We start from the raw sequence: 18,148 nt of genomic DNA, 5'->3' as shown, positions 1-18,148 counted from the left end.
ATCGATAGATAGAAATAAATTAAACAAACGAAATAGTGAAGCAAAAAATTGACTTAGAACGGGAAACATTAGGGGTGCTTTCGGAAAAACAAAAGAATTTCTCTGTAAAGGACTATCTCAACCGGTTTTTCCATTTTTTGGAAAATATAGAAGAAGGCATATTTGTTATCGATGCTAATTCCCGGGATATAATTAGAGCCAACCAAACAGCTGCAAATCTAACCGGATATACAAAATCGGAGCTCGAAAAACTAAGTATCGATGATTTACATCAACCGGATGAATTACCATTGTTGTTCCTGGAAATACAAAGATTGGAATTTGAGCATCAAACCGAGATTAATGAGTTTGCGCTTATTCAAAAAAATGGCTGGAAAGTCATGGTCGACATTCGGCTTTGTAGGTTGGTTCAAGAAGAAGAAAATTTTTACAAACAATATTGCATCGCCTATTATCATGACTTGAAAGATCAAGTCCAAAGTGATAACACCAAAAGAAATGAAGAACTATTGGCTTTAATGGAGGTTGGCCAGACCATAGCATCCGCATTGAATCTTGATGAAATTATCGATTTAACGATGCTGAAAATAGCTTCTGTTTGTAATGCAAGTTTTGTTTCAATTTTTCTCAAAGATGAGGTTGGTGGATTGAAGATGTATAAGGCTCATAAAACTCCACCAGATAAAATTCAACTTATTGATCAACCCTGGCGTATCGGAATTGAAGAAGGTCCTTACGATTTAGTAAATGAACAGAATAAAACTTTAAAAGTTGAGAACATTCTAACTGAAGATAGCTTTAGTCAATGGCGGCCCATTGCGGAAAGGATCGGCTATAGAGCATTACTTTCTTTAGCCATGATTCCGAGAGATATTTCGGTTGGCGTTTTTAATGTTTATTATGACAAGCCGAAAAAATTTACCGAAGATGAGATCGATTTCCTGAGGACTGCCATTACATATCTTTCTATTTCTATTGAAAATGCCCGCCTCTACAAAGATTACCAGGAAAAAGCTGATCAAATATCAGCAATTAACGAAATTACAAATTCAATCAATTCAAGCTTAGAACTTAAGGAAGTTATCGAAACCGTTACCTTTGAAGTAAAGAAAATTATTAATTTCGACTATATGTCAATTTCGTTATTTGATGAAGATAGTGATAATTTGAATATCTTCTGTCTTGTTTCCGAGCAAATTGGAAGGAGATTACAAAAAGGATATTGGCATAGGTTAAGGGGATCATCGGTTGGATGGTTGAATTTATCACCCGATTGTAAGAAAAACATACAAAATTCAGAGAATATTCAGGATTCAGTATACGAAACGAAATTAGAGATCGAGAATCAATTACAATCAAAAATAAATGTTCTTTTGCTTTCTAAAGATAAGTACCTGGGGACATTTAGTATCGGTAAAGTTGAGCTTAATGCTTATAACAATACACAACAAACACTATTTAAACAAATCGCCGGACAAGTTGCAACCGCACTTGAAAATGCCAAATTGTATCAAGAAGCAAAGTTAAGACTAAAAGAGCTTTCAGCTCTTGAAGACGTAAGCAAGACCATATCTTCGAGCTTGAATATTAGGGAGGTTTTAGATTTAATCGTTAAAGCCGCGGCTACGGTAATGTACGCTAAAATATGTACTATCTGGTTTGTTGGTGAAGTGAATACTCCCAGCCGTTTTTCCTCAGATGTAAATGATACATCTTCTACTATGGAATTTTCTTTATGGCCTAAAGTAGAGAAAATTATTAAAGAACAACGACCCCTAGTTATTGAAGATTTGCATGGAGATAATTCAAAAAATAGCATTTTATCAAATTCCTTGCCAGCAAGCAATCTCCGATCTTATCTTGGAGTGCCGGTAATTTCACGTGGCAAAACCATCGCAGTGCTTGGGGTTTACAAAGATGAAATCCATCGCTTTGATGACCGAGAAATTAAACTTTTGGATACCATTGCAAATCAAGCTGCAATTGCTATAGAAAACGCCAGGTTATATGAAAGCGAAAGACGACGGGCAGCCCAGCTTGCCATGGTTAATGAAGTTGGAAAGAAGATTTCTTCCACACTTGATCCCGACAAATTGTTGAAAACCGTGACTGCATCGATTCAAGATATTTTTAATTATAATTCAGTGTCAGTCTACCTCGTCGATCGAGAGACGAAATCTGCCACATTACAATCCCAGTCAGGTGTAAGTTCAAAAATTCCTAAAATTGAATTTGTAGATCAACATCAACGGAATCCAATTGCTCTTACCATTCGCACGGCAGAAACCACAATGATCAAAGATTTTACCAGTGAAGGAGAATTAGAAAACGGATTTCCTGCTGCAGGATCCTTGTTGTGCATTCCTCTGAAAATTGTTGAGCGGGTGAACGGATGCTTATGTCTCTATTCGGATAGAAAAAAAGGCTTCGACAAGCGGGATCTTTATGCCTTTGAGGCTTTAGCAAGTCAATTAGCGAGTGCAATTGAAAATGCCCGTTTGTTTGAAGAGACTAAAATAAATTCGGAGAAGTTATCGCAGGTGAATGAGGAGCTTGAAAATTTTGTTTTTTCGGTTTCGCATGATCTTAAATCGCCTATCGTTTCAATATTGGGATTTTCAACTATTCTTAAAAGTGAATTTAGCGATAAGCTCGATCCTGAGGGGATCCATTATCTAGACAGGATCAATGCAAATATTAAGCAAATGGAAAACCTCATCCAGGATTTATTGGAGCTTTCAAAAATAGGTCGTATCGCAACTCCCTTTGAAATGATTGATATTAATGAAATTGTAAAAACAACAATTTCCAATCTACAGTTTCAAATTCAAAAAAAAGAAATAAAGATCCAATATCCGAATGATTTTCCTGAGATGAATTGTGACTGGGATCGCATTCAACAAGTTTTTACAAATTTAATTGATAATGCGATTAAATACATTGGAGATAATCCGAATCCAAAGATTGAAATCGGACATAAAATAGATGATGATTTCTTTTTATTTTTCGTAAGAGATAATGGAATTGGGATAGAAAAAAAATTTCATGACAAGATATTCGAACTGTTTCAGTCCTTAAAAGAAATTGAAGGGGTAGAAGGAACCGGCGTGGGTTTGACCATCGTTAAGAAAATTATCGAAAAACACAATGGTCGTGTTTGGCTTGAATCCCGAAAAGGCAGAGGAACGTGTTTCTATTTTTCAATCCCTAAAAGCGGTTCCTGAATTTAAGTTTTATTGACTAAGATGTGAAGTGGTAGTTTTATTTTGAAAGGAATTATGGGTGGTAATGGCTTATAAAATACTTATTGTTGAGGATAATCCGGATCAAGTAGAATTAATGCGAATTACTTTTTCGAAAAAATCGAATAAATTTTCAACAACATTTTCTTATGTGGGCAAAGAGTGTATTAAACAATGTAAAGAAAATTATTATGATGCTGTAATTTTGGATTATAAATTACCGGATTACTCCGGCTTGGATGTTTTAATCAAATTACGCAAACTCAATATAAGATACCCTGTGATTATTATTACTGCTCAAGGGGATGAAAAAGTAGCTGTTGAAGCCATGAAAAACGGTGCGGCGGATTATGTGATAAAGGAAGGGAATTATCTCTCATCACTCCCGAAAGTGATCGAAGCGGTTATCGTTAGAGAGCGGTTACAGCAGCAACTTCGCGCAAAAGAAGAATTCCTGGGTAGTATTGTTGAGAAAGCTGATGATTTCATTTTTTCCCTGGATAGCGAATTTAATATTCAATTTGTAAATCCTCAGATTTCCAAATTAGGATATAAGGAAAAGGAAGTTTTACAGAAACCATTTTTCATCTTACTGTCAGACCGGCACGATCATGCATCGGTATCCCAGATCCTAAGACAGCCTAGTGAAGGGAACTATGAATTTGAATTCAAAGACAAAAAGGGAAAAATCTTAAATTTTGTACTTTCTTTTTCAATCCTTCAAGAAAAAGACAGTAATCAAAAAATTATTGGTATTGCCAAAGATCTTACAGAAATTTTGTATCTCCACCGTTTGATAAAAGAAAGCAAAAAAAAGCTCCAAGCTATGTTTGATGGAATTACGGATAACATTTTAGTTTTTGACCTTGAAAAAACAGTAGTGATGGCAAATGAAAAAGTTGCGAGTTTGTTAAATACAACGCCTGAGAAGGTGCTAGGGATGGAATGTGATAAGCTTGTTTCACTCAGTTTGCCAGTTGATGAAGAAGTAATAAATAGAACATTTATAAGTAAAAGTTCAGAATTTTCGGAAATTTCCAGGAATGAGAAGGTATTCCACGTATGGACATACCCAATGTTTGATTTGGAAGGCCAGCTTGAAAACATCATTGAATATAGCCATGATGTCACTGACCAGAAAAATATTGAGCGCTCGCTTATTCAATCTGAAAAATTAGCTACTATAGGGCTATTGGCATCTGGTGTAGCTCATGAATTAAGAAATCCGCTCAATATAATCGAAACAGCACGATATTGTATTTCTGATGTTTTGGAAAACGGTAATGACGATATTAATTCTAAATTGGAGATCATAAAACGAAACGTTAAACGTGCATCGAATATCATTAATAATCTTCTGGAGTTTTCCAGGCATTCTCCTAAAGATCAAGAAAGAATTGATATCAACAAAACAATCGACAAAACCCTTTCCCTTATTGAGAAAGATTTACATTCACAGAATATTGAAGTGATAAAACACTATGGCAGTGTTCAAAATGTCTACCTGGGATTAGATTCGTTAAAGCAAGTTTTTCTAAATATCATAATCAATGCGATTCATGCAATGCCGGATGGGGGAGTATTACAAATTAATACGGATTTAGTGGATAATTGGGTAAAAATAAAAATTGGAGATACAGGTTACGGCATTCCAAAAGACCATATAAAAAATATATTCACGCCATTTTTTACAACGAAAGCTTTGGGTGAAGGAACCGGCCTGGGAATGTATGTTTCCCACTCCATCATTAAGCGTGAAGGCGGGGAAATATCAGTAACAAGCACTGAAGGAAAGGGAACTGTCTTTACAGTTAAGTTGCCGACAAACGGAAAATCGTGCTAATGAAAGAAGCATTAGTTGAAAAAAACCAAACCCATTGAGATTCTTGTAGTTGAGGACGAACCTGAAATCCTTTCTCTTCTCCAGGAACTTTTTGAACGTCGGGGTTATAAAGTTACTGCTTGTAATAGTGGTAATTCCGCATTACAACTCGCACAAAAAAAGCAGTTTTCAGTCATTCTTACGGATTTAATCATGCCTGGTATAGATGGGTTTAAGCTGATCGAATCACTTAAAGAACTCATACCTATATCCAGGTTAATTGTAATGTCCGGCGCAGGAATCCAGGTCTTACAAGATTTGACAAAACTAGGGGTTGAAAACTATATAGTCAAACCGATTGACTTCGATAATTTAATTAAAACCATTAATATGCTTATTTAAGATTGGTTTGATTTCTTGAACAATTTTATTCACCCTTGATCATATTTTGGGTTCAAATTTTAAGAGAATTATTTGTTAAATCACAAGTTTGAGAATTGTATTGCTCTCAAATGAATTGCCTCTTTTTATTTGACATGCGATTGAATAATCATTACATTATGCAATCTTAGCCTATCTATAAATGGAGAGTTAGTGGAATTATCTAGAATTATACTGCCGGTTAAACATGATCTTCAGCACTTTGAGGAAAAATTTCTCCAATCTTTAGAAACCAAAGTTGAATTGCTGAATGAAGTGATTCTATACATTGCAGCGCATAAGGGGAAGCGCCTTAGGCCCGGATTAGTATTTCTTATCGCCAGGTTAATGGGTAACTTAGATGACAATGGTTTTGAAGCTGCCCAGATTATTGAATTAATCCATACAGCAACCCTGATCCATGATGATGTGGTCGATCAATCCAATTTAAGACGAAGCGGAGCCAGTGTTCATTCGGTTTGGAATAATAAGATTGCTGTACTGGTTGGTGATTTTCTTTTTGCACAAGCACTCAATAAAATGATGAATCTTGAAGCTCCCGAGATTAATAAAGTCCTGGCAAAAGTTACTACTCGAATGAGTGAAGGTGAGCTATTGCAAGTACAGCAAAGTCAAAATTTGCAAACTGATGAACAAAGCTATTTCCAAATGATTTCCGATAAGACGGCTTCACTAATATCTGCATCTTGCCAAATAGGTGCTATTGTCGGATCAAACTATAATGGTATAGACTCGGATCGATTCTGGGATTTTGGAAATTACCTGGGATGTGCTTTCCAAATTCAGGATGATTTACTGGATTATATCGGAGATGAAGATATAACCGGAAAACCCGGCGGGAATGACCTAAAGCAAAATAAAATTACCCTCCCATTAATTTATACCATTAATAAAAATGGTAAAATTAATTCCTCTAAACTGCAAAATTTTATAGATAAGAATAAAACAGAAAAAGATGTGGATGAAATAAAAAACCTGGTTATTAATTCAGGTGGTGTTGATTATGCACGTGAGCGTGCTAACGAATTCATTGAGAAAGCTTTATCTATAATTGCCCCTTTTCCGGAAAGTGATTACAAAAGATCCCTCGAAGATATAGTGGAGTTTGTTGCAGTTCGAAGTAGTTAGATGTTGCTTTTCTCCCCTTTATTAATTTGAACCGCACATTCTAACATATTTCAATAAGTAAATTCCAAAATAAGTTTTCTTAAATACAAGGGCTAATTTAACCCCAAACTTTGTGAAGAAATACAAATATTTGACGATGATTTATAATATGACCTTTAAAATAAAATTATAAATAATTGGAGTTCAGATTTAATGCCAAAAACATTGATTACAGGCGGCGCCGGATTTTTAGGATCCCACCTCTGTGAATATATTCTGAATAAAGGACACGAAGTAATTTGTATGGACAATTTATCAACAGGAGATTCCACAAACATTGCACATCTCCAAGGAGAATCGTTCAAATTTATTAAACACGATGTTACAGAGTATATATTTTTGGCAGGGCCAATTGACTACATTTTACACTTTGCATCTCCTGCAAGCCCATTAGACTATCTGCAACTTCCAATTCAAACCCTTAAAGTTGGTGCATTAGGCACTCATAAGGTATTGGGTTTGGCGAAAGAAAAACAGGCAACAATACTTCTTGCATCGACTTCTGAAGTATATGGTGATCCGCTTGTCCATCCGCAAAAGGAAGATTATTGGGGAAATGTAAACCCGATAGGTCCCAGGGGAGTTTATGATGAAGCAAAACGCTTTGCAGAAGCCATAACCATGGCGTATCACCGGAATCATGGTTTGGATACAAAGATTGTCAGAATTTTTAATACATATGGCTCCAGAATGCGCAAAAGTGATGGACGAGCTATTCCTGCGTTTATTCCACAGGCCTTGGCAAACGAACCTATTACCGTATTTGGCGATGGATCACAAACAAGAAGTTTTTGTTATGTGGATGATCTCGTGGAAGGTATTTGCCGGCTTCTTTTTTCAGATTATAATGAACCTGTGAACATCGGATATCCACATGAAATGACGGTTCGTGAAATGGCTGAATTAATTATAAAAATGACCGATAGCAATTCAAATATTGTCAATAAAGCTTTACCAGTTGACGATCCTAAAGTTCGTCAACCTAATATTTCTCTGGCAAAAGAAAAATTGGGATGGGAACCACAAGTATCCGTTGAAGAGGGCATTAAACGAACAATTTCATGGTTTCGTTCTCAGATAAAATAACCAATCATAACTAAAACTTCATCTTTATGGGATCCGTACATCGGGTTTTATTTGTCCGATTAAGCGCCATCGGCGATATTGTATTGTTGTCGCCGTTAATACATTTGTTTCATGATCAAAATCCGGAAGTTGAAATTGACTTTTTAACGAGATCGGATTTTCAGGACCTGGTTCAGCATAACCCATTTATCAAAAATATCATTTTACTTCCCAAATCTCCGAGTTTAGCAGAGGTCTTCAAGATCGCTCTTGATGTTCGCAGAAGGAATTACTCTATTCTTTTCGATTTTCAAAAGCATTGGCGAAGTTATATGATTTCATTTTTGGCCAGGGCTAATAAGGTTTATAGATATAAGAAATTTGCAGTTCAAAGATTTTTCCTGACATATTTCAAATTTAACCTTTATCATAAAATACCTGAAACAATACCTGAAAGATACTTTATTGCTTTTCATAAACTCCGGATGAATTGGCAATCGCTAGCATCTGAGATTTATGTACCGGATTCAATCAAAGAGAAAATTAAATTGAAAGTCCCTTTTGATGGTGAGGAATTGCGGATTGCGATAGCTCCTGGCGCTGGGAGGAACACTAAAATGTGGCCACAAGACTATTTTGTTCAATTAATTGAAAAATTGCAAAGTTCTAAAAAAGCCAAAATCATTTTAGTCGGGGGAAAAACCGATATCGAAGTTTGTGAAAACATCAAAAAATACATTCATAAGAATGTGATTAATTTATGCGGTGAAACCACACTTTTAGAGATCGCTGCAGTGTTACAAAGCTGTGATTTGGTAATTTCGAACGATACGGGAGTTTTACATATTGCGGTTGCTATGAAATGTAGAGTAATTGCCATTTTTGGCCCGACTGTAAAGGAATTCGGATTTTTTCCATCCTGGGGCGAATATAAGATCATTTAACACCCGGATCTAAACTGCCGACCCTGTTCATACCATGGCTCAAACCGCTGTCCAAAAGGACACTTTCGCTGCATGAAAGAGATTGACCCTAGCCGGGTTTTTGATGCTGTCAAACAAATTATTAGACTAAGCTAAATAGTATAAAAGCATTTGTTTCCAATCCTTAACCAACTTAATTTTATTTTTTATTTTAAGTTAAATTAAATTAATTAATTAACCTGCACTATTCATGAATTTTTGCCAAAAAGACTCTAAGTCACTAAAACTATTAAAGTTATAAAGAAGATTACTATGAACCAATTTTCGGTCAATATAAAAAATCAATCTTACTTAACCTTTATTTTTTAAAGCTTTTGTGTCTTTGAGTCTTGGTGGCTATGAATTATCCAGGTTAAATTTAATTAACTACTAATGAAGATATTCTGGTTCATAATCTACAATATTTTTGTAATTCCAATCATTTACATTGGCGCATATGTTGCAGCTTTATTCAGCCCCAAAGTTAAGCAAGGCTTACACGGACGTAAAAATTCATTGCCAATACTAAGTTCTTATATCTCGGATCAACAAAATAAAAAGAAGTGTATTTTATTTCATTGTGCCTCAATGGGTGAGTTTGAACAAATTAGACCTGTATTAAGAACGATCAGAGAAAAAAAATCGGATTATTCAATTGTTGTTAGCTTTTTTTCACCTTCTGGATTTGAAAACGTAAATTCAAAATCGGATTATAACTTAAAAATCTACCTGCCCTTTGATACAATCCCATCGATTCGGAAATTTTTAAATATGTTAAAGCCAAAATTATTAGTAATTTCAAAACATGATGTCTGGCCAAACCTGGTGTGGGCATTATCGAGTAGAAAAATTCCATCAATGTTAGTAAACGGCACTATGCCGGGTGATTCAAAGATGACGATGCCTCTCGTTCGAAATTTCTTTAAAGCTTCTTTTTCTAGTATAAATTTTATTGCTCCCGCAAGTCAATTCGATGCTGATGGGTTCAATCGAATTTTACCAGTTAAGTCAGGTATTCAAATTCTTGGTGACACAAGGTATGATCAGGTACTAAACCGGGCTAACGAATCAATAAAATCAGAATTAATATCCGAACAAGCATTGCAAGGTCGAATGGTTTTTGTCGCTGGAAGTACGTGGGCTTCTGATGAGAAGCACCTTATCCCGGCCCTGATTCAAATGTTCAAAAAATTTACCGATTTGTTTGTGATCTTGGTCCCCCACGAACTAAAAGAAAATCATTTGAATGAGTTAGCCAGTCAATTTTCATCGGCTGGGATTAGACCGATTTTATTTTCATATGAAAAAAGGGATCAGGAATTATCGAACCATCAAATATTGATCGTAGATAAAATGGGTCTTCTTGCCAATTTGTATTTTTATGGAGATGTGGCATTTGTTGGGGGTAGTTTCGGCCCTGGTGTACACAATGTTATGGAGCCGGCAGCGCATGGAATTCCCGTACTTTTTGGTCCGCGTATTTTGAATTCACCGGATGCACTGGAGTTACAAAAGCGAGAAGCCGGATTTTTGGTTCGAAATTCCGATGATATTTACTTTCATTTATGTGGATTTTTTTCGAATCGAAATAGTTGTAAAGAAGCAGGTAAGAGAGCACGAAATCTTGTCGAAGAGAATCAAGGAGCGACAGAAAGAATCAGCCAAAAAATTTTAACCATGCTGGAATCAACCGAATAGAATAATCCTCTATGATAAGCTGCAAAAACCTATCATTCTCATATTCAGATAGTTCTCAATTCGTTCTCAATGAATTATCTTTATCGATTCAGAAAGGGGAGTCCGTAAGTATCATGGGTAGCAATGGGTCTGGTAAAAGTACTTTGGCACAATGTTTAAATGGCCTACTTATACCCAACCAGGGAGATGTTCTTGTGGATGGTCTGAATACCACGAATCAGGAAGAAATCCAAAATATCCGTAAAAAAGTTGGCATAGTTTTCCAAAACCCGGACAATCAAATTGTTAGTACAACGGTTGAGCGGGAAATAGCTTTTGGCCTGGAAAACCTCAAGGTTGATCCTGATAAGATGCATGCAAATGTGAATCAGTTTCTCAAAGTATTCAACCTCGAGCATTTCAGAAACCATTCACCAAACAAGTTATCCGGCGGAGAAAAACAATTGTTGGCGCTGGCTTCGGTACTGGCAATGGCGCCTTCTTACTTAATTTTAGATGAACCAACCTCACTGTTGGATCCATTTTCCAGGAGAATGGTTTTGGACTATATATTCAAGAAAAATAAGTATCCATTTCAACAGATCACATCAATTTTAATTACCCAATATCCGGCTGAAACATTTTATACAGATCGTTTATTGATTTTGTCAAACGGGAAAATACTATTTGATGACAACCCGGACAGTGTTTTTAAAAATTCAACAAAGCTGTGTGAATTAGGGATAGGGGCTCCGGTAGAGTATTTAGCTGATCCGGTTTTTGAATGATACTTGAACTAAAAAATATCTTTTTCAAATACCAGGGATTGGGTCAGAAAAATTCTATTGATACAATATCTAATATTAGTTTAACGGTCATACAGGGTGAGTTAATTGGAATCGTAGGCGCAAGTGGTTCAGGAAAGACAACTCTAATTCAGGTTATGAAAGGACTTTTGAAGCCCGCTAATGGACAAGTTTTACTTGAAGGCCAGACTCTATCTAGCAAAGTGAAGGCAACTCAAAATTTGCCACAAAAGATTGGACTTGTGAACCAGTTTCCGGAAATGCAATTTTTTGAAAACACCATTTTCGATGAAATTGCTTTTGGATTGCGGAATTGCAGTATGGCAGAAGACGAAATCCACGCTAAAATTGAAAATGTCCTTAACTTACTGGAATTGAATTCTGTTGATGAAAAAAAGCAATCTCCATTTAAGTTAAGCGAGGGTCAAAAAAGACGGGTTGCGATTGCCAGTATCCTGGTTATGGAACCGGAAATCATCATTCTTGATGAACCAACTTCTGCCCTGGATTATTCGGGAATTCAAATCATATGCAAGCTAGTCAATAAATTTCACGATCAAAATCGAACTGTAATTATTGCATCCCATGATATGGATTTCATTTACAAATTGGTTCATCGTGTTATTGCTTTGGATAAAGGAAAAATCGTTTTTGATGGAACCAAAGAAAACTTTTTTTCTAATACAAATTTATTGCTAAAATCCAAGCTCGAACTTCCACGCATTCTACAACTCAAAAATAAATAAAACAAGGGGGATAGAGGCGTGCCTTTCTTGATTATTCTGATAATAAAAGGGCTATTTTTGTCGGGTTTAGACTGAATTGTATCATTTCAAATCAATCTCATGTTGTAACTTAATGTTTGCTCAAAAAATCCGATAACAATTTAGGAAGTGAGGTGGTGAGTGAGGGTATGTTAGAAGGGTTTTAATTATGAAGAGTATATTGAAAGAATCCAAAAATAACGCGGAAAAAGACCAAAATGGCAAAGACTGGAAAAAATTAGGCTTTGATAATCATTACCCTTTAGTGGGTAAAAGCCAACAAATGAAAGAGATCTTTGCGCTTATTAAAAAGGTTGCAAAGAGCAATGCCAGCGTTCTTATTCAAGGGGAGACTGGAACAGGTAAAGAACTAATCGCTAATTTAATCCAGTTTATTAGTCCAAGGTCTACTTCTCCATATGTTCAAGTAAACTGTGCTGCCTTGCCTGAAAACTTACTGGAAAGTGAGTTGTTTGGCCACGAAAGGGGAGCTTTTACCGGGGCTTACCAGGCACGTCCTGGAAAATTTGAAATGGCGGATAAGGGGACTCTTTTTCTTGATGAAATTGGTGATATGGAGATATCGACGCAAGCAAAAATATTGCGTGTCTTACAGAATCAAGAATTCACCAGGGTAGGGGGCAATAAAAGCATTAAAGTTGATGTCAGGATTATAAGCGCAACCAACCATGACATTGATCAGGCTATTGCAGAAGGTAAATTTAGGGCCGACTTATTCTACAGGATTAATGTGGTCAATATTCATATACCGCCGCTTCGAGAAAGACTCGAAGATATACCATTAATAGCGGATTTTTTCCTGAGAAAATTTTCTCGTGAATTAAGGAAAAACATACCCGGATTTTCAAATGAAACCGTCAAATTGATGAAAAACCTTAATTGGAATGGCAATATCAGGGAATTACGAAATTTGGTCGAACGGGCGGTACTGCTTACAGAAGATAATTGTGAAATCACGCCTTATGAATTGCCAATGAAGGGTGAGGAATATTTCGCTGCAGGAGGAAAAGATCGTAGAAATAGAGAAAACGGAGTCCTGACTTTAAAAACATTGAAACTTGAAGAGGCAGAAAAACAAGTGATTCTCAAAGCCCTGGAAACCTGTAATTATGTACAAAAGAATGCAGCAGCCATATTAGGAATATCATCTCGTGTATTGAACTATAAAGTTTCTCAATTTTCAATAACACATCCGTCATGGCGTAAAAACAATAATTGATTGGAAATACTTTGAGAGTTGCCGGTGAAAAGATAAATGAACGATATGGCTCATCTTATAATGCGTACTTACTCTTCAATAGTATTCAAACAGGATAAAGAAAATTTACAAAAAAATATGTACTTACATTTTTTATGTATCCGTCAGCCGGCGGATATGTTCAAATAAGGGAACTTCATTTCTACAATAATTAATTAAGCATAGATCCGATACGAGGATAACTCAAATCTGGGGATAGCTCATTCCTACTGAGTTAATTAACCTGGATAATTCATGAATCATGTTTTTAAGCTTAAAACTTCCAATTATGTCATCCCGTCGCGTGACGGGATCTATGTCCATACATATTAAAAAGCAGAATGTTAAGCATGAAAATAGGGTGAAATAATCTTTTCTTGGATAACAGTTATAAGGTTTATGAATAGTGTTGTTGATGTCAAAACTGTTAATAGACAAACCATATCAGTGATTTATTCTGAAAAAATGGATTACAATTCTGTAGATGATAAAGGAAATTACTCGATTAGTCCATACGTGGAGGTTTTAGATGTCGTTGTTGATCAAAACCAGCAAAAGGTCACACTGCAAACAGGGGAACACCATGCTAACCTTGATTATACTTTAACGGTCTCCGGTGTAAAAGATATCAGCCAACTTGAAATGGCGCAGCCATTTAAATATGATTACAGTTTTTCTGACAATGCCCCGCCATACATAGAGAGAATGGAGCTTGCATCAAGAGACCAAATAAAGATTTATTTCAGCGAGAAAATGGATGTTAATGGTTTATCCGGACTCGATAATTATGTTATTTTCCCGATGATAAATGTCCGTAATGTGTATGTAGACGACTCCGGTTTATTGGTTACGCTGGATACAGACACTCACCAGGAAAATATTAACTATAACTTATCTTTTAGGAATATGACTGATTTAGCCCAAAATGCGATTCCGGAAAATTATACAATCCAATATAGGTTTAATGGGGCGGTAATTGTAAAATCGATTAACAAAACCGCTTATAGACCTTCACGGCTTTCCGTAGGAGATGAATACTATATCGATCGTTCATTTAAATTAGCAGAAGTGCCGGATGGTTTGAAAGATCAAACATGGATAAAGACTGCCAATAACGATAAGTTCAGTACCGATCCCAATTTTCTAACATTCAAAGTTGAAGAAACGGTTAGGGTGTTTGTTGGTTATGACGAGCGAATTGCACAGTTGCCAACCTGGCTGCAAAATTGGAATGATGATCATTTGGTCATTAAAGATCAAAATAATACCAGATTTCGCTGTTACAGCAAAGATTTTGTTGCTGGGTCTGTGACAATAGGCGGTAATTTCGGTAATGATAACAGTAACATGTATGTTGTCATCTTGAAGAGTTTGGATGGCAATATGCTGGAACTTCCCGATCCGGAAACCATTACGGAAGCCATCATTCCTGATAATTTCGTTCTTAGGCAAAACTATCCAAATCCATTTAATGGGTATACGGAAATTGGCTTTGAAGCTAAACAAGCCGGCATCGTTGAGATGGTTATTTATGACATTTTAGGCAGGGAAGTAACCAGGCTGAAAACCACCGTTAATAACCCTGGCAAGTTCTTTTTTGTATGGGATGGGAAAAATGCAAGTGGCATTCCGGTTAGCTCTGGCATTTATACGTATAGTTTTAAATCTCATGAGAAGCAGGTTTCGCTTAAAATGACTTTACTTAGGTAGTGGTGAAGCATTTTTAAAATAATTCTCAAAATTTTTGAGGCTTCCACTTCTTTAGCATAATTCAGATGGGTTTTGTCTTTTTGTGAAAAATACTTCGCCCCAAATAGTACTGATGTATTTATGAAATCAATGGATACCAGAAAATTGTATTTATTCCTAAATCATCGTCAGTAACATTTGAACCGGGTAATTGACTTAAAGCATGCGTTTCATTTGCGGAAAGTTGGATCAATCGCCCTCGATTACTTGATAATCTTTCCCTGAAATACTGATTTCTGCAGAACCGGCAAGAATATGGACAAATGCAGGTGAGTTTGGAAAAATCCGAATCACAATGCCAATGTGTGACGCAATGCAGAATCGATGTACTTCATCGGGAGAACACCGATGTTGCGTTCAATTTCAGATTTGGCAATGGTGCCAAGATTGTGGGTCATCACAACAGAGTCGGTGAGCAAGCCGGACTGGTTGCCATGTGGTTCGGAAAGACGAATAGTTCGTGCAAGTAGCCGTAAACATTCTCGGTTTCATGGCAGAGCATAAAGACGTGAAACGGCAGACGGAAAAAACAAAAACGGGGAACAGGAGAAACGAAAATAGCCCAGGAATTTATTCCTGGGAACAGAATGAAAAAAAAGGAGAAGTTCCGCAGGGACGAATGAAAAAGAAAGGCACAAAGGATCAAAGGCACAGAGGCACAAAGCAAAAAAAACAAACATCTATAACAGTGTCATTGCGAGGAGCCTTGAGACGAATTCGAACGACGAAGTGGCAATCTCCTACCATATACGTAGATCACTTCTCTCCCTACTGGCGGATAGGTTCGAATCCTACACCGTTACTAAGGTAAGTTCAATAAAAGTAAGATACAAGGTTCGTCATATGGCGAGCCTTTTTTATTAGAGTGAGGGAAAATGTGGACAAATAGGGACAAATAATGACGAACATTAGCGAAACTTTCTAAAAGAAGAATGCACACGATTTTACTTTCATTTTTTATAAACCACTATTATCCGACCACAATTAACTATGTCTATATTCTGAAAGATTATCTATCTCTTCCAAACATCCAAATAACGGCAATAAAATCGTTGACTTTAGATTTCTAAACTAGTACTATGCGATATGGTAAGCCGGCTACTTCTCTAGTTTAAAATCAACTGGAAATCTTATAAAAGGCAAGATTTTTTACGATCCACAAGCCCATTTAAGATAAATTTTTAAGATAAATTATTTACTTGACTTTTTCATAATAACAAGTTTCTTATAGTTTAGTTGGCATTCTGTAGTGGAGAGCTAAACTGCACCGAACATCAGAAGCTGCAACCGAGATTCCCCGCTCCACTAATCGATTTCGCTGAAGCTCAGACTATAAACAAGGTGGTGATAAAAATGAAGAAACGAATCGTTACTTGCGTTTTGATTATTGTTGGATTTGTACTCTGGGTTTCTTATCCGGACCAAGAGATCAGTGATGGAAGTGTCTTTGATTCAAATCCGGCTCAAACAGCCAAAACACGGGTGATTGCGACCTACGGCAAAATACCCATGCACTTTGAAGCTAACCAGGGACAGGCTGATGATAAGGTGAAGTTCCTCTCTAGAGGTGGTGGCTACACTCTGTTTCTAACCTCTAACGAGGCAGTGTTATCATTGCGGAAACCTGAAATCGAAGAACGGGAATCGGGACTTAAACTGCCAACAGAGAAGATAACTTCAGAAAATCCGGAATCCGAAACCTATACCCCCTTTGATGATTCCATATCAAACGGCGCAAGCTCGAAATCCACTGTATTACGCATGCAGCTCGTTGGTGCCAACTCCGAGCCACGCGTGACAGGCTTAGAAGAACTGCCCGGCAAGAGCAACTACTTTATCGGCAACGATCCACAGAAGTGGCGAACCGCTGTACCAAACTTCACGAAAGTGCATTACGAGGATATCTATCCAGGAGTGGATCTGATCTACTATGGCAACCAGAGGCAACTGGAGTACGACTTCATCGTCGCCCCAGGAGCTGATCCCCAAGTTATCAATCTTGGTTTTAAGGGTGCGGACTATCTTGAGATAGATCCGCAAGGTAACCTCGCTCTGTACACAGCCGGCGGCATTATCTACCTAAAGAAACCCTTCATCTACCAAGAGCCCGATGGTACTAAACAAGCAATTGCCGGACATTATGTAATGCATGGCAAATATCAAGTGGGATTTCAAGTAGGTATGTATGATACCAGTAGCCCTTTAATAATCGACCCGGTGATCAACTACTCTACATTTCTAGGTGGAAACGGCACTGATGAAGGCTACGACATTGCAGTAGATGCCTCTGGGAATGCCTATGTGACAGGTATGACCTCATCCAACGATTTTCCTACGACCGCCGGTGCATTTGATACCGTGGGAGGAAGTTTTTCCGATCCTTCTGATGTTTTCGTGACTAAGATAAATCCCTCAGGCACAGCTCTCGTTTATTCTACCTATCTCAGCGGCAGTGAGGCCGACGTCGGCTATGGCATTGCAGTAGACGCTTCCGGCAATGCCTATGTAGTAGGTGAGACCCAATCATTCGATGATCCCAATACCGCGGTTAATGAAGGCTTTCCTCTAATGAATCCCTTACAGCCGAATTTTGGTGGTACCAGCGATCTCTTCGTAACGAAGTTGGATCCCACAGGCTCAGCGCTGGTCTATTCCACTTACCTTGGTGGAACCGGTAGCGACCGGGGCCACGGGATCGTGGTAGACGGTGATGGAAACGTCTATCTTACCGGGTCGACCAGGTCCACCAACTTCCCCACAGTCTCTCCCATCCAGGGGACCCTGAATGGCACAGAGAATGCCATCATCGTCAAGATCGATGCCTCCGGGGGTAGCCTCGTTTACTCTACTTATCTGGGTGGAGGATTCGTCGATCGCGGCTGGGACATTGCTATAGACCCCAGTGGAAACGCGTATATTTCTGGCCAGGCCTTCTCCGACGACTTCCCCACCGTCTCTCCCATTGATGGGACCCTGGGAGGCTCCTTCGACGCCATCGTGGCAAAGATTAACGCCACAGGCACGATCCTTGTCTACTCCACATACCTTGGTGGCAGCGGTATCGATGTAGGAAACGACATAGCTGTGGACTCTTCAGGAAATGCATATGTGACTGGCGAAACCTTCTCATCTGACTTTCCTTTAACAAATCCAATTGATGGTACTAAGGGAATAGGTAGTGATGCCTTTGTAACT

Annotated in this window: 14 protein-coding genes; all 14 read left to right on the top strand. The window is 37.5% G+C overall.

Going from position 1 to position 18,148, the window contains the following annotated elements; all coding sequences use genetic code 11:
• The first annotated feature begins 35 nt into the window (after positions 1-35).
• Positions 36-3,224, top strand: a complete 3,189-nt coding sequence (locus tag IIC38_09420; protein MCH8126168.1) for a GAF domain-containing protein — start codon at positions 36-38, stop codon at positions 3,222-3,224.
• Positions 3,225-3,288: 64 nt separating this feature from the next.
• Positions 3,289-5,085 (top strand): PAS domain S-box protein, encoded by a 1,797-nt coding sequence (locus IIC38_09415; protein ID MCH8126167.1) that lies wholly within the window; start codon positions 3,289-3,291, stop codon positions 5,083-5,085.
• Positions 5,086-5,100: 15 nt separating this feature from the next.
• Complete coding sequence (locus IIC38_09410) at positions 5,101-5,466, top strand: response regulator (protein ID MCH8126166.1); 366 nt, start codon at positions 5,101-5,103, stop codon at positions 5,464-5,466.
• 192 nt (positions 5,467-5,658) lie between these two features.
• Positions 5,659-6,633 (top strand): polyprenyl synthetase family protein, encoded by a 975-nt coding sequence (locus tag IIC38_09405; protein MCH8126165.1) that lies wholly within the window; start codon positions 5,659-5,661, stop codon positions 6,631-6,633.
• Positions 6,634-6,825: 192 nt separating this feature from the next.
• Positions 6,826-7,758, top strand: coding sequence for an SDR family oxidoreductase (locus tag IIC38_09400; protein MCH8126164.1), 933 nt, complete (start codon positions 6,826-6,828; stop codon positions 7,756-7,758).
• A gap of 26 nt (positions 7,759-7,784) precedes the next feature.
• Positions 7,785-8,681 (top strand): glycosyltransferase family 9 protein, encoded by an 897-nt coding sequence (locus IIC38_09395; protein ID MCH8126163.1) that lies wholly within the window; start codon positions 7,785-7,787, stop codon positions 8,679-8,681.
• 411 nt (positions 8,682-9,092) lie between these two features.
• On the top strand, positions 9,093-10,397 hold the full coding sequence (locus IIC38_09390) for a hypothetical protein (GenBank protein ID MCH8126162.1): 1,305 nt from the start codon (positions 9,093-9,095) through the stop codon (positions 10,395-10,397).
• A gap of 113 nt (positions 10,398-10,510) precedes the next feature.
• A complete protein-coding gene (locus IIC38_09385; GenBank protein MCH8126161.1) occupies positions 10,511-11,164 on the top strand; it encodes an ATP-binding cassette domain-containing protein in 654 nt (217 codons plus the stop codon).
• Entirely contained in the window at positions 11,161-11,928 is a 768-nt protein-coding gene (locus IIC38_09380) for an ATP-binding cassette domain-containing protein (protein ID MCH8126160.1), read from the top strand. The genes IIC38_09385 and IIC38_09380 overlap by 4 nt, the downstream gene beginning before the upstream one ends.
• A gap of 187 nt (positions 11,929-12,115) precedes the next feature.
• Entirely contained in the window at positions 12,116-13,186 is a 1,071-nt protein-coding gene (locus tag IIC38_09375) for a sigma-54-dependent Fis family transcriptional regulator (GenBank protein MCH8126159.1), read from the top strand.
• 417 nt (positions 13,187-13,603) lie between these two features.
• Positions 13,604-14,914 (top strand): Ig-like domain-containing protein, encoded by a 1,311-nt coding sequence (locus IIC38_09370; protein ID MCH8126158.1) that lies wholly within the window; start codon positions 13,604-13,606, stop codon positions 14,912-14,914.
• Positions 14,915-15,228: 314 nt separating this feature from the next.
• The gene (locus tag IIC38_09365; GenBank protein ID MCH8126157.1) at positions 15,229-15,423 is read left to right on the top strand and encodes a hypothetical protein; all 195 of its coding nucleotides are present in this window, start codon (positions 15,229-15,231) and stop codon (positions 15,421-15,423) included.
• Between the two features lie 38 nt (positions 15,424-15,461).
• The gene (locus IIC38_09360; protein MCH8126156.1) at positions 15,462-15,764 is read left to right on the top strand and encodes a hypothetical protein; all 303 of its coding nucleotides are present in this window, start codon (positions 15,462-15,464) and stop codon (positions 15,762-15,764) included.
• 542 nt (positions 15,765-16,306) lie between these two features.
• A partial coding sequence (locus IIC38_09355) for an SBBP repeat-containing protein (GenBank protein MCH8126155.1) occupies positions 16,307-18,148 on the top strand: 1,842 nt, incomplete at its 3' end.

Source organism: candidate division KSB1 bacterium (genome assembly GCA_022566355.1).
Classification (GTDB): Bacteria; Zhuqueibacterota; JdFR-76; order JdFR-76; family DREG01; genus JADFJB01.
The sequence above is the reverse complement of the archived record's forward strand: the minus strand, read 5'-3'. Positions and strand labels throughout refer to the sequence as shown.